The organism is Solemya pervernicosa gill symbiont, from assembly GCF_002020875.1.
Lineage (GTDB): Bacteria > Pseudomonadota > Gammaproteobacteria.
On the sequence record NZ_MPRL01000018.1, the window covers coordinates 1 to 21,699 of the forward strand.

The following is a 21,699-nucleotide window of genomic DNA, read 5'->3' on the forward strand; positions in this document are numbered from 1 at the left end:
TTCGTCGTTCGCTCGCGCTCTCAACTACGAATATGCAGACGGCGTCGACTATCGCGGACTAACCGCCTTCGCTTCGCTATCCATGGCGGTCAGCGATGGAGCGCTGTGGCTTTAACCGCTCATTTACTCTAACACCGAATCGATGGCGTGAGTCTATTAGTCGAGCTGTTCTAAAGCCAATGAAATCGGTACCCATGCATATAGATACTAGTCATATGCAACATGCCGTTCTCGACCCACCCACTCGTTCAGCCTCCGTTCAGCACCGCAGGGATAGATTGAAGGCGTGCATGGGGCAGAGTGTCCCGATAACGATAAGGAGGCACGTCATGATCAAGCTACTTCTACCTGCAATGGGTGCGCTGCTGGTGCTCAGCGGCTGCAATGTGAATCCGACCCACTCTGAGGTGCGTGTCTACAAGGAGCAGGCCTACGACTACTACGACACCGAGGTGGTGGATGACTACTACGATCGTTATGCCGATCGCTACGACTACGATGAGCCGCCTGTGGTGGTGCACAGGACGAAGGTGATCCACAACCACATCCACACTCCTCCCCCGGTGAAGAGGGTTGTGAAGGTGGTGCATAAGCATCCGCACCACGGCAAACATACCGATCACCATCATGACAAACACCCCCACGCTGATAAGAAGGGATTCATTCACAAGACGAAGCATCGACACGATGGAAAAGAGCTGAAACGTGCCGTGCATATCGATAAGCGGGGGCCTGTCATTGGTAGCAAGAGCGTCACCCATATTAAGAAGAGATCCACCACACACCCTAAGAAGAGGGCCGTAACAACCAGAACAGTCGTGTCAAAAAAAGCGGTCGATAAACGTGATCACGCTATCAAGAGCAGAAAAGTGGTACGCACTAAACGTGTGATACCCAACCCTATCAAGGGCAAGAAGAGTGTGAAGGTGACTACGACTCAAGCATCGAAGCAGGTAAAGGGTAACGGCCGTGTGGTGAAGAGGAGCGTGAAGGTTGAACGTGAACTGAAGCGCAATGGCACCAGGAAGGTTACCAAGGTTGAGCGCAAGACGGTGAAGAGCAAGCGAGACGCGGAGCGTAAGGCCAGGAAGGCGGCACAACAGAAGAAGCGTCAGGAGAGAAAGGATGGCGGCCTGACGGCGGTCAGTGTCGATGCGGAGCAGATTGATCGTAATGGAAAAAGGGAGCGTCGTTATCGTCACTACTAGTCGTGATGACTAGCGAAGACGCTCTTATCTTTTCAGCCGCTAACAGGGATGTTGCGGCTATTTTTATTAATTCAGCTGCAGCGCCTTTTCAACGACGCCGTAGAAGTGCCGGATATCGAGCGGCTTGGTGAGGTAGTCGGTAAAACCCGCCTCAATACCCCGTTCGATATCCTCCTGCATGGCATTGGCGGTGATGGCGATGATGGGGGTGGTATCGAACTGTAACTTCTCTTGCAGATACTCCATCACCTGATAACCATCCATCTCGGGCAGATTGATATCGAGCAGAATGAGATCGGGCTGATGCTCTATAGCCAGATCGATACCGCGCCTGGGCGCCTCGGCCGTTAGTAGTTTGATGTTTTTACAGCGTGTCAGCAGCTGCTGTATGAACATCAGATTGACCGGATTATCTTCAATGTAGAGCACCGTGCGTGCGCCCACCTTACTCAGAAGTTCCATTTCAATGGGTAAGCTCAGTTTCTGATCGATCTCTTTCTGCTTGCTCACGTCACCTGCGGGCAACTCGAACCAGAAGCTACTCCCTTTGCCGAGTTCACTGACCACATCGAGCGTGCTTCCCATCAACTCAACGATATGGCGCGTCAGGGTAAGACCGATGCCTGAGCCTTCAATGGTACTGTTCTCTGCGCCGAGTCGATTAAAGGGCTGAAACATCAGCTCCAGATCGCCATTGGAGATGCCCGTTCCGGTATCTGCAATTTCTATACGTATCTGCCGCTCACCTCTGCTCTCAACCGTCAGGCGAACCTCTCCCCCCTTGTTGTTATATTTGATCGCGTTGGAGAGCAGATTTAATAAAACTTGTTTAAGGCGTGTCCTATCGCTGAGGACAACCACACCTTTATCACACTGCACATCAAGTGAGATTTGGTACTGCTCTGCCAACGCTCCTACCAGTGCCAGACACTCGTCGAGCACCTCATTCAGCTCAACCTCCTGCAGTGTCATATCGATATTTCCCGATTCGATCTTGGCGATATCGAGCACCTCGTTTATCAGCTCCAGCAGATGGTGGCTGGCACCGAGAATCTCCTCGACATAGTTGCCGTGCATCTCTTCCAGACCACTATCAAGCTTAAGCAGCTGCGCGAAGCCGAGCACCGCATTGAGTGGGGTACGCAGCTCATGACTCATGCGGGAGAGAAACTGGCTCTTCGCCTCATTGGCATGCTCGGCGATAAGCAGTGCGGCATTTAGATCTGCGGCGCGCGCCTCAACCTGGTTCTCAAGCTGCTCATTAAGATCACGCAGCTCCGCTTCAATCTGTTTCTGCGCGGTGAGGTCGATAAGCACATTGGCAAAGGCAGCAGGATTTCTCTCTTCATCCCTGAGTAGGAATACGTTATGGATAGTGGGTGTAAACTGGCCATCCAGCGACCGCAGATCCAGCGACCACGCTCTACCACCTCTGGAATTATGGAGGTTTGCAGCCTGTGAAGGTGCTCTTCACTGTAGAAGTCGTTGAAGGTAAATTGGCTAACATCATCATCCACCCCAATACCCAACATGCGTTTGATCGCCGGATTAAAGTAGCGAACCGATGCGTTCATATCGGCCCAACCGATACCCAGATCGGAGTGGTCTGCGAGCCTTTGTAGCATCTCGGCACGTTCATAGAGCGAACGCTGTTCTGTGATATCGAAGTTGACGCCGATCATACGCACCGGCTGACCGCTCTCATCCCTGATGACCTCGCTGTTGGCCTTGATGTAGCGAACTTCTCCTGCTGGCGTAATAATCCGAAACTCGGAATCAAATTCTTTCTCACCACGCAGTGCAACCTCAACCTCCCCATTCATTCTGTCTCGGTCATCGGGATGAAGCCCCTGCTCCCACGCCTCATAGGCGCCCGTAAAGCTCTCTGGCTCGATCCCATAGAGGCAGAACATCCTGCTATCCCAGATCAGTTCATTGCTGATCAGATCCCATTCCCAGATACCGATACTCGCTGAATTTGCAGCCACACTCATGCGTCGAGAAGCACGCTTTAACTCGCTCTCAGCACGTTTGCGTTTTCCAATATCGTGAGCAAGGGCACAGACGAACTCCTGCCCCTCTTGTTCAAACAGCGAGAGGGTGATCTCCACATCGATCAGTGCACCGCTCTTTTGTCGGCACTGCGTCTCGTAGATCCTCTTCCCCGCACTTCTTAATTCGCGGAAAAAAGAGCCCCACTGTTTAGCGGGAATATTGATATCAAGATCTGAGACTCTAAGAGCAAGTAGCTCTTCATGAGAGTAACCAAGCGCCTGACAGGCGGCGGGATTCGCTTCGACAAAGCAGCCAGACTCGTCAATCCAAAACACCTGCATCGGCGTATTTTCGAGCGCAAACTGTGCCATCTCCTTGTGCAGCATCTGATTTCCTTAGTTTTTTTCTTAATACCAGCAGTGGTCACCAACCAAGTGAATACTAATACAACCATATCCTGACAAATAAGATAAGGTAATCGGTCACACTCTGTTACACCCTACCCCTAATGACACCATCGACGGCCACCCTGGCCTGATCATAGCCCTTGGTCACTACCGCGGCGTGATGCTGCAGCTCCTGCTCTGAGGCGGCCTGTTTGGCGGCTGCTTCGAGGTCTTTAAAGCTCGCAGCAAGTGCCAACAAGCCCAGGTTTCCAGCGCTGCCTTTAAGTTGATGGGTCAGTCGGCCCAATGCGTCATACTCACCCACCGCGATCATGGAGAGAATCTCAGAAACCGTCTCATCTCGTGCATCGAGAAGCTCATAGTAGAGTTCACGCGCATCAGGTCCGATCGTCTCGACCAGCCCATCAAGCACCGTCTTATCAAGAACCTCTGGCCCCACGGCAACACCGCTCGCCGCTACGCCACTGGGTAGATCTTGTGCCGATCGAACAGCCGTCTCCTTGCGTGCATCACGATTTGCACAGCGCATAAACCAGTAGAGTGAGAGCAGCGCCGTCAGTGCATAGATCAAGACAACAACAAACTCAGCACTCATTAGCCGGGGTAACACTCCGACCCCAGGCTCCTTGCTACGAATGGCCAACAGATGCCAACGGGTGTCTGGGATTGCAGCGCGATAGCCGATGCGTGTTAACTCCTGCGCTTCAAGGCGGAAACTTCGTTTGAGTGAAGAGCGCACCCCCCCTGCACCAACCTCGATTAGCTGACTGGCCTCTTCACGGACCAGATAGAGGTTGAAGTCGTGGTGCTGATTGTCAGAGAGGATATTCGCGAAGCGCTGCGGTTTAACGCTGACGAAGACCAGCCCCTGTGCACCATGCTCACCCGCGACGCCCATATCGAATGGCACCATGATATCGATGTGGTACTCACCGGGCCCCGGATGAACATAGGGTGCCGCGCTCTTCTCTCCCTCCATGGTGTGGCGCATATCGATTCGACAGAGATCACCGATCGCCTCTTTAAAGGGATCAAACAGCACCTCACCATCAGGCGGTGCCACTGAGAAGGCGTAGAAGTCAGGGATATAGACCTCAATTCTATTTTTCAGCCGCTTGTAGAGCTCCTCATTGCCACTCTCCGTCATCAGCTGGATGATCTCTTCACGATACTCTTCAGAGAAGAGTCTGACGTGACGGCGCAACTGCTTGAGCTCACGATTAATCTGACTTGAAGCCGCCTCGCCCATATGGTGAATCACCATTTTGGCAGCCGTCTCTTCTCGCTGTTTCTCTTCGGCGTTAATCCAGTAAACCACCAGCGCTACCGTTACCACACCGAGGATATGAATGAGTGATAGCAGTAACAGTCGACTCACGAAGCTTGCTCCTGCATGGTTCTGATCAGATCTTCAATCGGCATCGGACGTCCCATCAAGTACCCCTGCCCCTCATCACATTCGAGCTGCTTGAGGTGGCTCATCTGCTCTTCACTCTCGATACCCTCTGCCAATACGTTAAGATCGATACTCTTGCACATGGCGATAATTGCCTTAACCAGCGACCAGTTGGTGCTCTCGATATCTGAGCCACCGAGGAAGGAGCGATCGATCTTGATACCGGCAATCGGCAGCTTCTGAATATAGGCAAGCGAACAGTAACCGGTACCAAAATCATCAATCACTGTGCCGATACCGATTCCCTTCAGCGCCAGCAACACGCGTGTGGTCAGTGCAATATCGTGCATCGCCTGGGTTTCGGTGATCTCCACTTCAATCAGCTCGGAGCGAAGTCCCGCCGCCTTGGTGGCGGCGTGCAGCATCGGCACCAGCTCAGGATCAGTGAACTGCATCGCAGAGACATTGATCGCCAGACGTAGTTCGGTGCCGGTCTCACGACTGAGCTTCGCCCAGCGGCGCATCGACTCCTCAGCCACCCACTGTCCCAGCTGACCGATCAGGCCGCACTCCTCAGCGATGTGCACATACTCGGGCGGTGGAATGTAACCCAGCTCAGAATGGGTCCAGCGCAGTAGTGCCTCGGCACCAACCACGGCACCCGACTCGATATCGATCTGCGGCTGGAAGTGGAGATCGAGTCCGATCTGCTCGATGACCTTGTGCAGTTCCTTGTGCAGTTCTTTCTCGATGGTGAGGCGACGCTGAATCTTGCTCACCACATCGTCAGCGTAGTAGCCGAGCTGGTTACCACCTTGGGTCTTGGCCAGCGAGAGCGCTGCCTCCGCCTTTTGTAGCAGCACATCATCGCTCTCTGCATCAAACGGATAGAAGACGACGCCGATACTGACCGTCACCATATACTGCTCTTTGCCGAGTGGATAACCGCCACCCAGCTGCTGACGTAGCGCCTCCAGCGCGCTATGGGCCGCCTCGGCACTCTCCCAACTGCTACAGACCACAGCAAACAGACCCGCATCGATACGTGCCACCATATCGACCTCTGCCTCCAGATTGCGCAGGCGGTTAGCCATCGCCTTCTCTAACCCCTCGCCCATGCGCCGGCCGAGGCCTTCGTGAATCTGCTTCAACTGATCAACGCCGATATAGGCGACACTGATCATCCCATCGTTCTCAATGTAGCTCTCAACCAGCTGTGCAATGTGTGTATCAAACAGAGTACGGTTGGCCAGCCCGGTGACGTGATCGTGGTTACGCTGAAACTCCACCAGCATCTCGGCCTGTTTCTGTGCGGTGATGTCCTGCAGTGTTCCGGCCACACCGATGATACGGTTCTGTCGATCGTGCATCGCCTCGCCGTGCTGCTGCACAATCAGCACCGAACCGTCATCGAGAATCAGTCGGCCGGTATGCACAAAGGTGCCACCACTCTCACCCAGACTTTCGAGCCGCTGACGGAAGTCGTCACGATCGACCTCATCCAGCAGACCGATAAAGCGTTCCACCTCGATACTGTCGTCCTCCTTTGGCCCCAGCAGCAGTCCAGCCAGATCACCCGCACAGACCACGCGACCTGTTTCGAAGTTGTACTCCCAGTAACCGAGTCGGGCCAGTAGCTGCGCGTGGGCAAGGCGTTTCTGTTGCAGTTGCAGTTTGTCTAGTAGTTGGGCTGAACGCAGCGCATAGCGCACCCGCTGGCTGAGCAGCGCGTAGTTGATCGGTTTGGTAATAAAATCGGTAGCGCCTGCATCGAAGGCTCGCCCCACGGCAGCAACATCATTAAGGCTGGTGAGCATAATCACGGGTACCCGATCACCGTAGCGGCTTCGCAGCTCGGCACAGATATCGATACCATCACGCCCCGGCATCATCACATCCATCAGCACAAGATCGGGCTCAAGTTCGGTGAAGAGATCGAGCACCCGTTCACCCGTATCGACATCCGTGATTTGATAGCCCTCACTCTGCAGCACCTTGGTCACGGTCTTGCGAGTGATCGCATCATCATCGGCCACCAGGATCGTGCTCTCTCTCTGACTCACGCCACCACCTCTCTACGCCAGCTCACTATCCTGCCCTCTCTTCTCAAGCCAGAAGAGCGCCTTACGCTGCAACTCATCTGGTGCATAGGGTTTACCGATATAGTCGTTCATACCAGCCGACAGACAGCGGCTACGCTCTCGTGCTGAGACATTGGCCGTCAGTGCTATCACCGGCACCTTGGCAATCTTTCCCGCCAGACGGCGAATCGCACGGGTCGCCTCATAACCGTCGAGCACCGGCATCTGACAATCCATCAATACCAGGTCGTAATGTCCGACCGAGGCACTGGTCAACGCCTCCTGACCATTATTGGCTACATCGACCGCAAAGCCGAGGTACTGCAAGATACCGGTGGCCACCTTCTGATTGATCGCATTGTCTTCGACAACCAGCACCGACCACTTCTCACCGTCGGGTCGCCTGGTCGTTTCGCGCGCAGAGAGATCGATCGTCTCACTACTGACACCGTCAAGAATTTCAGCCAGGCGTTCGAACAGTTCTGAGAAGTTAATCGGTTTATTGATGCAGAGCTCTATATCGAGACGCTCTTTTTCACAGCCACCAGCGCAACAACCTGAACCACTCATTAGTACGATATGACTACCTGTCGCCAGCCCCTGTGAGTGAAGGGCATGGAGAAACATCCGATCACTATCGGTACTGGTCATATCTGCGATGATGACGTCGTAGTGGGTTCCATGCGACTCGGCATCGACCACCTTCTGCTGTGCATCCTCCACACTCACCGCTGAGTCGCAGAGACCGCCCCATGCCGTGATGTGTTCGGCCAGCACGTTGCGTGCGGTCTGATTCTCCTCCACCAGCAGGAATCGGTAGCTCCCTTTCAGATGATGACTCGATAGTTTTTTATCCGTTGCATCGGCCGTTTTCAGCGGCAGCCTGACCCAGAAGGTACTACCCTCACCCGGTGTCGATTCAACACCAATCTCACCACCCAGCAGTTCAACCAGCTGCTTGCAGATCGCCAGGCCTAAGCCGGTACCGCCATAGCGGCGAGTTATGGTTGAGTCCTCTTGAGCAAACGAATCGAACATACGGCCCTGCTGCTCTGGCGCAATACCGATACCGGTATCGGTCACCTCAATACAGATCACATAGTCTCTCTCTCGCTCAGTTTCGAGCCTAGCACGAACCACCACCTCGCCGTGATCGGTGAACTTGACCGCATTGCTGGTCAGGTTGCCAACGACCTGTCGTAGCCGGACCTGATCACCACTGATCTGTAGTGGCATCTCCTCGGCGATATCGAGAATCAACTCAACCCCTTTCTCCTGCCCGGGGAGTCGCTATTTTTGCGGAAGCTTGTTTTGGGCATCCAAGCCCAAGCAAGCGGCAAATACTTAACGCGACCGTTTATGCCTACGGCGCCCCGTCGCTTCGCTATCCATGGCGGTCAGCGGCGGTATTGGAGAAGAGCGCCACGGTATCGGCAAGGGCTCTGTTTAAATCGAATGATTGATACTCGACACTCATCTTGCCTGCTTCGATCTTCGAGTAGTCGAGCACATCATTGATAACCGAGAGCAGAATTTCACCGGAGACATAGGCGGTGGTTAGATAGTCACGCTGCGGTTCTGAGAGTGGTGTCTGCTTGAGCAGATTGAGCATGCCAAGCACACCATTCATCGGTGTGCGAATCTCATGACTCATGTTGGCCAGGAACTCGCTCTTTGCCTCGGAGGCCTGCTCCGCCTCCTCTTTCGCATCACGCAGGTCTCGCTCGATCGTCGAGGTGCGGCGAATCGCAACCGTGGCCACCATCACTGAGAGCATCACCACACCAAAGGAGATTGCGGTGTAGGCGATACGTGCATTCTCATAGCTACGCCGCACCTCGGCCACTGCCTGCTCGGTCGCTCGCTCCTGATACTCCACCAACTGACTCAGACTGTGCAGCACCTTGTTCTGTGCCGGTAGTGCGAGACTGAGCTGGAGACGGTTCGCCTCTTCGAAGCGATCCTCAAACAGTGCATCGAGTAGTTTCTGCTGCGCGGTCGCGCCTTGCGCGGCCATCTCACGGGCGAAGTCGATGTAGGAGCGCTCTTCAGAGGAGAGCGGCATCTGTTCAAGTTGATCGCGTGCCGCCATAAATTCACTGGCCGCCTCATGAAAACGCATGCGCAGATCATCGCGAAGGAAGGGATCCTTCTCATCCAGCATCATGAAGGTAAAGATGGAACGTTCACGGGCTTTGTGGCGCATGGTAGAGACGAGGGAGACCTTAACGTTGCGCTCTCCAACGATATATTCGAGCCGATCGTCCAGGCGCTGCATCTCCGTCAGGCCGATCACGCCGAGCGCAAAGATCAGCAGGACGATAATGCCAAAGCCCAGAGCGAGCCTGAATTCTGATGCATTCACTATTATTCTTACCGCACCATTTGGGTCACACGATTCATACCGAAGATATCTACCCGCTTCCAGCCCTCGAGTAAATTTCTTAGCACTTCCAATATATTATGTAGCACACTTCGTAGTGCACCATTACCCACTTGCGTAAGGGTTTATTACCGAATGGAACTTCGGCGTGGAAAAATAGAACGGGGAGAATGAGGGAAATATAAAAGGTTAATCTTCGATCAGCCTCTCGGCCTTTTTACGCTGGGCGTGCAGCACCTTAATCTGTTTTTGCAGCAGTTTAACCTCATCTTCCTCGGTCGCAACAGCGAGCTTACCGTTTAGCTTCTGCTCCTTAGCTGCCAGTCGTGCAATCACCCCCTGCAACGACGCCTCTTTCTTCAGTTTCTTTCTGAATCCCTTGCTGAAGTAAGCCTTGAGCTTTTTGATGATCTCGTCTTGCACGTCAACTCTCCCACCGCTTCAGCGGCTATCACCTTCATCAAGAATATCGTCGATTTCTTCATCACTGAGCGCCACATCGCGTTCGGCCTCTGCCACATCCTCATCACGATGAACAAACAGTGTCTCACCCATCTCCAACAGATTGCGACAGGCATCCAGTGCATAACCACTGTCATTCATTAGTGAGGTTGCCATCGCAGGCGTTATCCGCTCATCACGCAGTAGACCCACCAGTCGTTCGTTGAGCTGATCGTCACTCTCCTCGACCATCAGTTTGAGCGCATCGATAGAGAGCAGCGGCATCTCATCACCCTCGGCACGACGTGCCAGATCAAGTTCGCGCAGTACCGAGGCGACTAATACACGTAGGCGATTATATTCACCACGAATCGTTGCATTATCGGTAACGATAAAGCGCAGCAGGTTTTTACGCAGATGTTTTATATCCTTAATCGAATCGACGATATTTCGATTGGCGTTGCGCAGCCAGTGGATCTTTCCAGTCTGCTCCATCTCCCAGCTAAAGGTTGCCTGACTGGTAAAGGAGACGATCTCGCTATAGATCCCCTTGATGCTGCGCTCGTAGAGATCATCAATATCGACCTCAATAATCCGCGCCTGCCGCGCCACCGCCTTGTCCAGGGCTCTATCTGAGAAGATCAACTCTCGCGGCATACTGATACCGTTGGCGATCAGTTTCACGGCGTTATCGTAGATGTGCAGCGTTTCGTTGCGTACCGCCTCGAGTGCCGTTTCGGGGAAATCGACCGAGGCATCATTGAGATATTTTACGCCCAGTATCGAGGGCTCACGGGTCTTGATAAACCACTCGAAGAACTGCACCAGCTTGCCGATGAAGGGTAGCATCACCAACACACCGACCAGGTTAAAGAGGGTGTGGAAAACGGCGAGCTTAAGCGTGTAGTCGGCATCCCGGATACCGACCCAGAGTGAGATAGTATCAACGGCACGAACAAACTCGGCAATGAAGATGATCGCTATCAATCCGGTCACCACATTGAAGACCAGATGGGCACCGGCCAGTCGCTTGCCCTGTTCGTTGGCACTGAGTGACCCGATGATGGCGGTAATGGTGGTGCCGACGTTGGCACCAATAGCAAGCGCCAGGGCGTTCTCATAGGTAATCTGCCCCGCCGCCAGGGCAGTAATAATCAGCACCAGGGTGGCGTGACTCGACTGCATGATCACCGTAGCCGCGATGCCAATCAGGGCGAACAGGAATAGTCCGGGATAACCGCCGACGGCATATTCGGCCAGATCGATCGTCTCACGGAATGCCTCAAAACCCTCCTTCATATGGTGAATACCGAGGAACAGGAAGCCGAGGCCAGCCAGCACGTAACCGAGCCCCTTCACTACCTTAGGTTTCTGGAACAGCATGATCACACCGAAGACCAACATCGGCATCGCGTAGGAGGATATCTTTACCTTGAGTCCCAGACCCGCCACTAGCCAGGCACCCGTGGTAGTGCCGAGATTGGCGCCAAAGATGATTCCGATACCCTCAGAGAGTCCAAGCAGACCGGCGCTTAAGAAGGAAATGGTGATGACCGAGACCAGTGAGCTCGACTGCATCAGGGTGGTGCTCAGCACACCAAAGCTGACGCTCTTCCACAGTCGATCGGTTGAGAATTTAAGAATACGTTCGAGGATACCGCCGGTGAAGGCGCGAAAGCCCTCCTCCAGCGAGAGCATGCCGAAGAGGAAGATTGCCACACCGGCAGCAATCTCTTTGAAGTCAGGGCTAATCCAGAAACCGTAGCCGAGAACGACAAAGATTGTGGGTAGAAATATCTTTCTTAGCACCGGATAACCTTTCCCACCTTTTATCGGAGGCGTTCATCCACAGTGCAGATGCAGACCGGGATGATTATCACCCCCGCCTCGCGGATGAACCTTACGGAAGCATTATGCCGCGTATCATGAAGAATATCATTGCGGCGATTGCGGCTGAGACCGGCACGGTAATAATCCAGGCCGCAGCAATTTTCAGCAAATGAGAACGCTTCACCAGCTCCTGACGATAGACCTTGCGCAGATCCTTGCGCTCACGTTTGGTCAGATGTGCGGGATCGGTCTGCTCCTTGGCCCGCTGTTTCAGTTCCGCCAGCATACGTCCCTTCTCATCGACCGAGGCATCCTTAAAGTCGATCAGGAACGCCTCGATAGCCGCCTGATCACCATCGGGATGGTGCGCCTTGATATCCTCAACCATGCGCGCATAGGAGGCCTTTATGTACTCCCGCAGGAAGCCGACACCAAATACGCCACCGACAGCAATGTGCGTTGATGAGACCGGCAGCCCCATCTGCGTGGCGATAATCACGGTGATCGCGGCCGCCATTGCGATGCAGTAGGCGCGCATCTGATCCATTTCGGTAATTTCAGTACCAACGGTACGAATCAGCTTGGGACCATAGAGGGCGAGACCAACGGCGATGCCGATCGCACCAACCATCATCACCCACAGCGGAATTGCCGCCTTCGTTGACACCTCGGCACCGCCGTGTGAAATAACATCGTAGATCGCAGCCAGCGGACCGACCGCATTGGCGACATCGTTGGCGCCATGGGCGAAGCTAAGCAGCGCTGCCGCGAAGATCAGTGGCAGGGTGAAGAGTCGGTTAACACTACTCTTCTCATTCGGGTAGAGCTCTGCAGCACGAGCAACCAGTGGACGAACAACAACGATGGCCAGGACGGCGATCGCCAGACCGATGGAGAATGCCGTGACAAAATCGACCTTCCAGATCTTCTTCAAACCCTTGAGGATCAGGTAGGTGGAGAAGGCCCAGACCATAACGCCAACCAGCAGCGGCACCATTCGCTTGGCCGCGACGAGCATCTCCTTTTTATAGGTAATTGTTCGTTTGACCAGAAGCAGGAAGGCAGCAGCAATCAGGCCTCCCATCAGCGGTGAGATTATCCAGCTCGCAGCAATCGCGCCGACCTTACCCCAATCAGCGATTCCCCAGCCGCCAGCCGCAATACCGGCTCCCAGAACACCACCAACGATTGAATGGGTGGTGGAGACAGGTGCACCCATAACGGTCGCCACATTGAGCCACAGCGCACCGGCCAGCAGCGCGGCCATCATCAACCAGACAAAGGTATTGGGATCACTGATCAGCGCCGGGTCGATAATCCCCTTACGGATGGTACCGACCACCTCGCCACCTGCGATCAGCGCACCAGAGGCCTCGAAAATGGCTGCGATGACAATGGCACCTGTCAGGGTCAGCGCCTTGGAACCAACCGCAGGGCCGACATTATTGGCGACATCGTTGGCACCGATATTCATCGCCATGTAACCGCCGATCATTGCGGCGATCACCAGCATGTAGTTGACCGGTGCCTCACCTCGCACGCCGGTATAGAGCATTACACCAACAATAAACAGCAATGCCGTACCTAGTCTGAAGAACTCACCCCGACTTTCAGTGGTTGCCGCTTCTATCTTGTTGATGTTCTTCAGTTCCATAACCCGCCCCATTGCTGTCACAAAAATGTATTTCAACCGTCATATTTCGATGCGGAATGTACCACAGGCAGAGACTTCGGTGGAATTTAGAATCAGTCAAGCCAAAAAGACTTGTAGCGACGCGCTTTACACCCCACAGGGGGGTGATATCGGTATGTGGAAAACGGCTTTTGCGCCGATTAGCGGGTGTGTCTCTGGTAGGAGAGGTTGAGCAGGAAGCGTTGTGGTTCGCGGGTATCGTTACACGACATCTCAACCTGAACATTGCCAAAGTTGAGCGAGCGACGCAGCACGCGCCTGATGGTGCGATTGGTGTTGTTCTCGACCTGATTCTCGGTGAATTCACCGTGCTTTCGCGACATCTCAGTGGTGAGCTGTCCCATTACGATCATGCAGGCCGCCATACTCTCGTAGTCACCCTTGGCGGTGATACGGGCAATCGAGTCATCCTTGTGGTCGATATTGAGAAAGTAGTGTTCGAAATAGTAGATCGGCTGCGGCGGGACGACCTCAATCAGACGGGTACCCGGCATATGATCGACCCCCATCGCAACCTCCTCAAGCACAACCACTCCGGAGCCGGCCAGCGGCCCAAAGTGAATGCCGTAGGCCCCATCAAGTTCCAGAATCTTGGCCGCCTGAACGGACAGCACGAATAGAGAGAGGAGAAACAGGGAGAGAGCAAGTGGACGTATCGTCATATGGAAACCTGTTAGCGAAATCGAAGATCGGTTACGACTACTTTCCATAATAGACGCAAGCGATTAGTTGTCACCCAGACTAACAGTCGATTCAGCACCGGGACAAGCCTTCTGGGGAGTGTCTTTCAGGCTACCGGAGCAGTCCCCGGCACGCCAGAGACCGCCGCTGCTCAGGCCCGCTTCTTTACACTATTTAACAGAATCTCGGTGACCTCAGCAGACGGTACCGGCTTGGAGAAGAGGAAACCCTGCAGCTCCTCACAACCAACCTGCGCCAGATAACTGCGCTGAATATCGGTCTCTACTCCCTCGGCAATCACCTCCATGCCAAGACCACTCGCCATTGAGACGATCGCATTGATAATAGAACTCTCAGTTTCGGTCTCACCGATCACCCTGACAAAGGCGCGGTCGATCTTGATACGCTGAATCGGCAGGCTGTGCAGATAGCTAAGCGAAGAGTAACCGGTACCAAAGTCATCAATGGCGACCGTCACCCCCTCTTTCACCAGCACGCCGAGCTTCTCTGAGACGCTATCCATGTCGCTCATCAATACATTCTCGGTGATCTCCACCTCAAACATCTCACCCGGTAGATTGTGACGATTGAGGGCAATGAGGATCTTCTCCGCAAAGTCACTCTGAGCAACCTGGATTGAGGAGAAGTTGATCGCCATTCGAACCTGATTAAAACCGAGTTCACGCCACTCGACCATGGCAAGACACGCCTGTTCCAACACCCAGTCACCGAGCATGATAATCAGCCCCGACTCCTCGGCGACCGGTACAAATTCAGAGGGCGGCACATTACCGAATTCAGGATGGTTCCAGCGCACCAGCGCCTCGACACCGATCAGACGGTTGCCATGCTCACTGCTGACCTGAGGTTGGAAGCAGAGCGAGAACTGGCCGCTATCGAGACCGGTGCGGATACCGCGCTCGATCGCAAGGTGACGGGAGAACTCACCGTCCATATCGGTGCTGTAGATACCGTAGCTACCACGCGCCAGATCACGACCGTGATACATGGCGATATCGGCATGGGTCAACAGCGCATCCACGGTAAGACCATGCTCGGGACAGATCGCAATACCCATGCTGACACTGGCAAACAGTTCATGTTCACCCAGACGCACAGGCTCTTTGAGGATCTCGATGATTTTCTCTGCCACCCGTTTGGCATCCTCAACACCGGAGACCTTGGGTAGCAGCACGCCAAACTCATCACCACCAATACGTGCCAGCGTATCACTCTCACGCAGGCACGCCTTGAGGCGTGTCGCCAGGGTACAGAGCATCTCATCACCGTAGAGGTGGCCGAGCTGATCATTGACAATCTTTAAACGATCGACATCGACATAGATCACCGCCAGGCGATCATCCTGATCCTGAATCCGGCGTAGTGCCGCTTCAAGATACTCTTTAAATTGGGTCCGATTGGGCAGCTGAGTGAGCAGATCGTGATAGGCCTGGAAACGGATCGTCTCCTCGGCCTGTTTACGTCCAGAGATATCGCGCGCGATGCCGTAGGTACCGACAAAGCGACGATCGCCATCCTCAGGGGAGGAGTACATGCCCCAGGCGTTGAGCTCAACCTGAATCGCCGAGTTCTCAACCACCACCGGATTTGCGCCCCCCTGCTTACAGCGCAGCGTCATCTCCACGCTTTTACTGCGACGGCTATCGCCACGACGTTCATCGAAACGGTCCTTAGCCGGCACCTCGCCCTCAGGGAGCAGTGCCGTATGGTGCTTACCGATCAACTCACGCGGAGAGAAACCAAGCAGGCTCTCAACACGATCATTAATGAATTTAAAACGCCCTTCGGAATCGAGCAGATAGATGATATCGGGTGACTTGTTAACCATATAACGATGCAGCTGTTCGGAGCGCTCCATACGACGCTGCATCTGCTCCCGCTCCTGCCCAAGACGACGCTGCTCAAGCGCATTCTCAACCGCATGCAGCAGCACCTCAGGTGCATAGGGTTTACGCACAAAGTCGTAGGCGCCGGCACGCAGCACCTCAATCGCCACATCGACCGAGCTGTCACCACTAACGACGATCACCGAGGTGTCGATATCGCGCTCTCGCAGTCGGCGCATCACGCCAAAACCGTCCAGATCGGGCATCATCAGATCGAGCATCGCAACATCGAAGTGCTGTCGCTCCAGCCACTCCTGTGCCTGCACACCGCCGTCGGCAAGTTCTACTTCATAGCCATGTGCCTCCAGTAGTGCGGCGAGGCTCTTGCGCATCCGTTCATTGTCATCGACGACCAGAATTCTGGCGCTATCGCTCTTAATTGTATTTGAGGCAACCATCTTGCACTCCCGGCTTACTACGCTAATAGGTTTGGGACTCCGCCCGATCTAACACTCCAACTCCCTTGGTAGAAGAATCTGAAATTCGGTACCACCCTGTCCACTGCGACAGCTGATCTTGCCACCCAGCTCATCAACAAGGTTTTTCACAATAGAGAGCCCCAACCCTGCATGCCCCCCACCCTTGGTGCTATCAACCGGCTGGAACAGATTGGCCAACACATGCGGAGGCAGGCCACTGCCACTGTCGATCACCTTCAACTCAACAAAGGCCTTATCGTCGAAGTAGACATAGTCACGACTGGTAATCATCAGACGACCGGTGCTACCCATCGCCTCAATCGCATTTTTACTCAGGTTGAGCAGAATCTGTTTGAGCGCATTGATACTGGTCAGCAGCGGCGGTATCGCCTCATCAAGCTCTGTCACCAGTTCAATCGAGCGGTTGGTCAGCATGCCGTTCTCGATCAGGCGCAGCAGATTTTTCACCACCGTGTTCACCTCAACCGCACCACTCTCCTGCTCCTGAGCACCACTGACATCGGGAAGAGTGGCAATAATTCCAGCGACTCGATCGATCTCCTCACGGATGATTTTCAACTCCTCCTGAGCATCGGCCACAGGATCGAGTTTGGTGCCGAGCAGCGCCAGGTAGTTGCGCATAATCGCCAGCGGATTGTTCGCCTCGTGTACCACCTTGCGGGCATGGAGATTATAGCGGGCGGCATGCTCCTCCTCGAAGGTCTCTTTACTGCGCCGACGTTGTCGCAGGGCATGCCAATGGGCGGAGAAGTCACGGGCGAAGTCGATCAGTAGCGACTGGCTTCTGTTTAGACGTTCGGCCTGAACAGGTGTCACGCCGATGACCAACACACCAATGGTCTCATCGGTAGCAATCAGTGGCACAAATAGCGCAGCCGGTCGGCCCAGCATGCGTACGATCTGACGATCAAGCACATTGGCATCGGTATCTGCACCGCTCTCAATCACTGAACGGGTCAGTAGCGCCTGAATCAGCTGGCTCCTACCCGCCTCGACAGGCAACTCAAGCTCTTCGATACGCTGTACACCATTTCTTGAAGAGCGGCCACGCAGGCGACGGGTGTTGTGATCAAAATCGAATAGCAGCGCCCGATCGGCGTCGAAGACGATATTAATACTGCGAAGAATCGCATCAACCACCTCGCCCTCGTCGGCACCGTCACGGAACTGCTCATTAACCGTGTTACGTAGCGCCTCGCCCATCACCTGTTCGGCCAGCGGACTCTGCACGGCGGCAGCACCATCATCCGTAGCCTCTGGGGAGAGTTCGATGCCCAGTGCTGTGAGGGTGTTATTTACCTCGATCAGTGCACTACTGCGCAGCTCATCGAACATATCAACAGTAAAACCAAACAGGTTGGCCGCACCGGCCGTCTCTTCACTACCTGATTGATAATTGTGTTGTGCCGCGATGTTGGCCAGCCATGTGATCTTCACCAGATGGTGGGCATCCTGAAGTGTTGAGACCGGTTCGTGATGGTAACGAACCGCATCGACTATAAAGGTTGGCAATCCCCAACTCTCCAGCACGTGGGCGCCCACCTGATCGTGCGAGATATCCAGTCGCTGCTGCTCAAGGACAATCAGGTCTCGACCACCCTGCGCCTGATCGGCTATCTCGCGATACTCCGCACTGTGGCTAAGTGCCAGTACCATCTTGCCGAGATCGTGAAACAGACCAGCCATATAGGCCTCATCGGGCTCGGCATAACCACTCACCTTGGCCAACGAACGAGCCACCACGGCCGTGGTAAGCGCATGTTGCCAGAGGCGGTTGAGCTGATGTGGCGGAATCGCCTTAATGCCATAGAAATACTGGTAGACAGAGGCGGTCACCGAGATCGATTTGACCGTCTTCATGCCAAGCGTGATCAGTGCCCGTTTGAGCGAATTGAAGTTACCGCTACGGTAGTAGAAAGGTGAGTTGGCAACGGCCACCACCTTGGCGCAGAGCGCCGCATCCCGCTCGATCAGGCTCGCGAGCTCATCGAAACTCGCCTCATCACCCGCAAACGCCTCAATCAGCTTCTGCAGCACAACGGGAGGCGATGGCAGTCGACTTACCTGAATCTCTTCCAGAGCTTTATTAGGATTAGTTGTCATCTACTTAATTTATATGGATTTATGAGACAAAAGTAGCAGAGTTACCCCATCGACACAAGATTCGTCTGCCCTCTCCTATCAACAGACGGGAATAAGCACCGATCGCGAACCCTGCCTCAGCAGCGACTCTGCTATGATCAGCAGCTATTCGGTTGCACCGCGAGCAACCTGTTGAGAGAAAAGAAAATAGAGCATTGATGAGCCAATCCACCTCTCCAGCACACAAAACCGAGGTCATCGTCATCGCCATTACCAGTGGCAAGGGTGGCGTCGGAAAGACCAGCGTCAGCACCAACCTCGGCATCGCCCTCGCCTCACGCGGTCAACGCGTCTGTATCTTCGACGCCGACACCGGCATGGCCAACATTAACGTTCTGCTTGGGAAGAGCCCCGAACTGACCCTGGAGCACCTGCTCAGCGGTGAGCACACGATTGATGAGATCTTGATCGAAGGTCCACATGGGGTACAGATCGTGCCGGCCGCCTCCGGTATCGCCGATTGCGCACAGCTCAACCACAGCCAGCATCAACGATTGATTGAGGCGCTACGCGAGCTGGAGTCACGTTTCGATTATCTGCTGATCGACACCGCTGCGGGTGCCAGTGACACCGTGCTGGAGTTTCTACGCGCGGCCCAACAGATGGTAGTGGTGATTACTCCCGATCCCACCTCGATGACCAACGCCTTCTCGCTGCTGAAGATCGCCAAGAATCGTCACATCGACACCCCGGCCTACATTCTTACCAACCAGGTACCGAATCATCAGAAGAGTCTGGAGATTTTTCAGCGCTTTCAGGATGCCACTAAAAAGTATCTGAAGGTCGACACCTACTACCTGGGCCACATCCTTCAGGACGAGACACTGGTACGGGCGATTCGCCTGCAACGGCCACTGATCCTGCTCGACCATGAGGCCCCCGCCAGTCGCTGCTTCTATGCCCTCTCCGAGGCGGTCACCAACCACCTCGGCAGTGCAGAAGAGAGCGGTGGTTTCAGCAGCTACTGGGCAAAACGTACCGAGAGTGCGAAAGCACCCAGCCAGATCTCAGCGAACACAACGCAACCTGCAACGCCTGTGGAACTCCTTGAGCAACTCACTGCGATGATCGAGAAGTCAGCCTTCGGCGAACAGCAGATCCGCCCCGCCCTGGCCACACTGCTTGAGCGCTACAACAACCGTTTCGGCTCGATACCCTTTAACGAGCAACGCGCCCTGCTGCGTTGGTTGGAGCGTAACGACTTCCCCGCGCAGGAGACGTTGACCCTGTCGCTGACCCTCGAGGAGTTGTTTGAAAAGCAGCACCGACAGCCGCTACACGACAACGAACGTCTGCTCGCCAAACTGGTCGCACAAAACCGCGACAGCGCTTCCGCAGTCGAGTCACTGCTGCATGGACTGATCAACGCCTATCAATCCCACAACAACCGACCACTGGATAATCTACAGGCCCCGCTACAGAACTCGCTGCTGAACGGGAGTTTGAGTGAAGCAGACGCACGCGATGCGATCGCATCACTGACGGAGAGTTTTAGGGATCGTTTTGGACGTTCACCCTTTGAGCGTGAAGAGTCAGCATCAGTAAGCCATATCGACTCGGCAAGACTCGCCAGCCACGACGAGTCAAATTAGCGGCCTATTCGCCCTTCGTCTGTTCGTAGAAATAGTTGGTCGCCTCGACAAAGCCGTCGATGCTACCGCAGTCGAAACGCTTCCCTCGAAACTTACACCCCACCACCATGTTCTCACTCGCCTGGGTCTGCAACGCATCGGTAATCTGCAGCTCACCATTTTTTCCAGTCGGAGTACGACGCAGCACATCGAAGATATCGGGAGTCAGGATATAGCGGCCAATCACCGCCAGATTACTCGGCGCCTCCTTTGGCGAGGGCTTCTCCATCATTGAGGAGACCATATAGGTGTCTTCATCGATCGCACTACCTCCGATCACACCATACTTATCGACCTCACTCTGATCGACCTCCTGGATCGCAACCACGCTACAGCGATACTTCTCATAGGTTTTGAGCATCTGCTTCATCACCTCGTCACCGTCACCGACACAGAGGTCATCGGCAAGAATCACCCCAAACGGTTCATTACCGATCAGCGTCTCACCGGTGAGGATCGCATCACCCAGACCACGCATCTCAATCTGACGGGTGTAGGAGAAGGTGCACTCCTTGATGATCTTGCGGATCTCGGTGAGATGGTTCTCCTTATCGGTACCGCTAATCTGATGTTCCAGTTCATAGCTGATATCGAAGTGATCCTCGATGGCACGTTTGCTACGACCGGTAATAATCGCGATATCGTACATACCCGCATTAAGCGCCTCTTCGACACCGTACTGAATCAACGGTTTGTTGACGATCGGCAACATCTCCTTCGGCATCGACTTGGTCGCAGGCAGGAAACGGGTACCGTATCCGGCAGCTGGGAAGAGGCATTTACGAATCATGATTCTCGAATCCTTGTAATAAATCCTGAACGGGATGTTACCGCAATAGTATTAAAGGTACAGACGCCATCCACCGATAATTGGCCTGATTCCAATCAGGCCGCTGCCGCGCACCACTACCGCACACTTTTTCTGAATCAGCACAAAACACCCGCTATTCACACGCAGCAGCAGCTGATATATGCTCAAGCACAACATATACTTACATTCGCCATGGATTATGTCCGCCCACAGCTTGGGGACATCGGCTGACAATAATAATGATTGCCTAGTCACTGATGAGCGCCAACGTCCTGCTAAAAAAAGAAACAGAGTATACGACTGCCCCACTTCTCGTGGAGCCTCACCTATGAGCAGTGCTTCTCAAAACCGCGTCATCTGGCACTACATGCGCACCGCGCCCAGCGACGGCAGTCAGGAACTGGTGGCGGAGCATGTTGAAGAGGGTTCCAAGACCGACCAATTTATTCAACGCGCTGAAAAGCGGAGACGCTCACAGGAGTGCCACCGCGGCATCGATATGCGCGGCAAGACCAAATAGGGGAGTCGCTATTTTTGCGAGAGTTTGTTTTGGGCATCCAAGCCCAAGCAAACAGCAAAAACTTCACGCGACCGTTTATGCCTGCGGCGCCCCGCCATGGCGGTCAGCGGAGGAGTGTCGTGCCTACCTCTAT

Annotated in this window: 16 protein-coding genes; 3 read left to right on the forward strand and 13 right to left on the reverse strand. The window is 54.3% G+C overall.

Annotation, left to right across the window (positions count from 1 at the left end; all coding sequences use genetic code 11):
• Positions 1–329: 329 nt before the first annotated feature.
• Positions 330–1,208: a hypothetical protein gene (locus tag BOW52_RS06345; RefSeq protein ID WP_078483254.1), complete on the forward strand. Its 879-nt coding sequence runs from the start codon at positions 330–332 to the stop codon at positions 1,206–1,208.
• A gap of 66 nt (positions 1,209–1,274) precedes the next feature.
• Here BOW52_RS06345 and BOW52_RS06350 read toward each other — a convergent pair whose 3' ends face one another.
• From BOW52_RS06350 to BOW52_RS06405, 12 genes are all read right to left on the reverse strand, one after another.
• Positions 1,275–2,525, reverse strand: a complete 1,251-nt coding sequence (locus BOW52_RS06350; protein ID WP_078483255.1) for an ATP-binding protein — start codon at positions 2,523–2,525, stop codon at positions 1,275–1,277.
• Positions 2,426–3,574, reverse strand: coding sequence for a PAS domain S-box protein (locus tag BOW52_RS06355; RefSeq protein WP_172840209.1), 1,149 nt, complete (start codon positions 3,572–3,574; stop codon positions 2,426–2,428). Before BOW52_RS06355 ends, BOW52_RS06350 begins: the two co-directional genes overlap by 100 nt.
• Positions 3,575–3,695: 121 nt before the next feature.
• Entirely contained in the window at positions 3,696–4,988 is a 1,293-nt protein-coding gene (locus tag BOW52_RS06360; protein WP_078483257.1) for an Hpt domain-containing protein, read from the reverse strand.
• On the reverse strand, positions 4,985–7,069 hold the full coding sequence (locus tag BOW52_RS06365) for an EAL domain-containing response regulator (protein ID WP_078483258.1): 2,085 nt from the start codon (positions 7,067–7,069) through the stop codon (positions 4,985–4,987). Before BOW52_RS06365 ends, BOW52_RS06360 begins: the two co-directional genes overlap by 4 nt.
• A 12-nt stretch (positions 7,070–7,081) precedes the next feature.
• Positions 7,082–8,347: an ATP-binding protein gene (locus BOW52_RS06370; RefSeq protein ID WP_078483259.1), complete on the reverse strand. Its 1,266-nt coding sequence runs from the start codon at positions 8,345–8,347 to the stop codon at positions 7,082–7,084.
• A 124-nt stretch (positions 8,348–8,471) separates the two neighbouring features.
• Positions 8,472–9,452 (reverse strand): histidine kinase dimerization/phospho-acceptor domain-containing protein, encoded by a 981-nt coding sequence (locus BOW52_RS17875; RefSeq protein WP_078483260.1) that lies wholly within the window; start codon positions 9,450–9,452, stop codon positions 8,472–8,474.
• Positions 9,453–9,659: 207 nt separating this feature from the next.
• Positions 9,660–9,893 (reverse strand): hypothetical protein, encoded by a 234-nt coding sequence (locus BOW52_RS06380; RefSeq protein WP_078483261.1) that lies wholly within the window; start codon positions 9,891–9,893, stop codon positions 9,660–9,662.
• Positions 9,894–9,911: 18 nt separating this feature from the next.
• On the reverse strand, positions 9,912–11,720 hold the full coding sequence (locus BOW52_RS06385) for a Na/Pi cotransporter family protein (RefSeq protein ID WP_078483262.1): 1,809 nt from the start codon (positions 11,718–11,720) through the stop codon (positions 9,912–9,914).
• A 91-nt stretch (positions 11,721–11,811) separates the two neighbouring features.
• Entirely contained in the window at positions 11,812–13,395 is a 1,584-nt protein-coding gene (locus BOW52_RS06390) for an inorganic phosphate transporter (protein ID WP_078483263.1), read from the reverse strand.
• Between the two features lie 179 nt (positions 13,396–13,574).
• Positions 13,575–14,144: a hypothetical protein gene (locus BOW52_RS06395; RefSeq protein WP_172840211.1), complete on the reverse strand. Its 570-nt coding sequence runs from the start codon at positions 14,142–14,144 to the stop codon at positions 13,575–13,577.
• 122 nt (positions 14,145–14,266) lie between these two features.
• Positions 14,267–16,420, reverse strand: a complete 2,154-nt coding sequence (locus BOW52_RS06400; RefSeq protein WP_078483265.1) for an EAL domain-containing response regulator — start codon at positions 16,418–16,420, stop codon at positions 14,267–14,269.
• 48 nt (positions 16,421–16,468) lie between these two features.
• Complete coding sequence (locus BOW52_RS06405) at positions 16,469–18,565, reverse strand: HDOD domain-containing protein (protein ID WP_078483266.1); 2,097 nt, start codon at positions 18,563–18,565, stop codon at positions 16,469–16,471.
• A gap of 197 nt (positions 18,566–18,762) precedes the next feature.
• Between BOW52_RS06405 and BOW52_RS06410 the strand changes: the two genes are divergently transcribed.
• Positions 18,763–20,196, forward strand: coding sequence for a MinD/ParA family protein (locus tag BOW52_RS06410; protein WP_078483267.1), 1,434 nt, complete (start codon positions 18,763–18,765; stop codon positions 20,194–20,196).
• A 4-nt stretch (positions 20,197–20,200) separates the two neighbouring features.
• Here the strand turns inward: BOW52_RS06410 and galU are convergent, their stop codons facing one another.
• Entirely contained in the window at positions 20,201–21,025 is an 825-nt protein-coding gene (gene galU / locus BOW52_RS06415) for a UTP--glucose-1-phosphate uridylyltransferase GalU (protein ID WP_078483268.1), read from the reverse strand.
• Between the two features lie 349 nt (positions 21,026–21,374).
• On the opposite strand from galU, the gene BOW52_RS16970 reads away from it, so the two are divergent.
• Entirely contained in the window at positions 21,375–21,566 is a 192-nt protein-coding gene (locus BOW52_RS16970; protein WP_172840213.1) for a hypothetical protein, read from the forward strand.
• The last annotated feature ends 133 nt before the right edge of the window (positions 21,567–21,699 follow it).

Coding starts and splice junctions, on each gene's coding strand:
- BOW52_RS06345 (WP_078483254.1), top strand. CDS start 330: ATGATCAAGCTACTTCTACCTGCAATGGGTGCGCTGCTGGTGCTCAGC.
- BOW52_RS06355 (WP_172840209.1), bottom strand. CDS start 3,574: ATGGCACAGTTTGCGCTCGAAAATACGCCGATGCAGGTGTTTTGGATT.
- BOW52_RS06390 (WP_078483263.1), bottom strand. CDS start 13,395: ATGGAACTGAAGAACATCAACAAGATAGAAGCGGCAACCACTGAAAGT.
- BOW52_RS06395 (WP_172840211.1), bottom strand. CDS start 14,144: ATGGAAAGTAGTCGTAACCGATCTTCGATTTCGCTAACAGGTTTCCAT.
- BOW52_RS06400 (WP_078483265.1), bottom strand. CDS start 16,420: ATGGTTGCCTCAAATACAATTAAGAGCGATAGCGCCAGAATTCTGGTC.
- BOW52_RS06405 (WP_078483266.1), bottom strand. CDS start 18,565: ATGACAACTAATCCTAATAAAGCTCTGGAAGAGATTCAGGTAAGTCGA.
- BOW52_RS06410 (WP_078483267.1), top strand. CDS start 18,763: ATGAGCCAATCCACCTCTCCAGCACACAAAACCGAGGTCATCGTCATC.
- galU (WP_078483268.1), bottom strand. CDS start 21,025: ATGATTCGTAAATGCCTCTTCCCAGCTGCCGGATACGGTACCCGTTTC.
- BOW52_RS16970 (WP_172840213.1), top strand. CDS start 21,375: ATGAGCAGTGCTTCTCAAAACCGCGTCATCTGGCACTACATGCGCACC.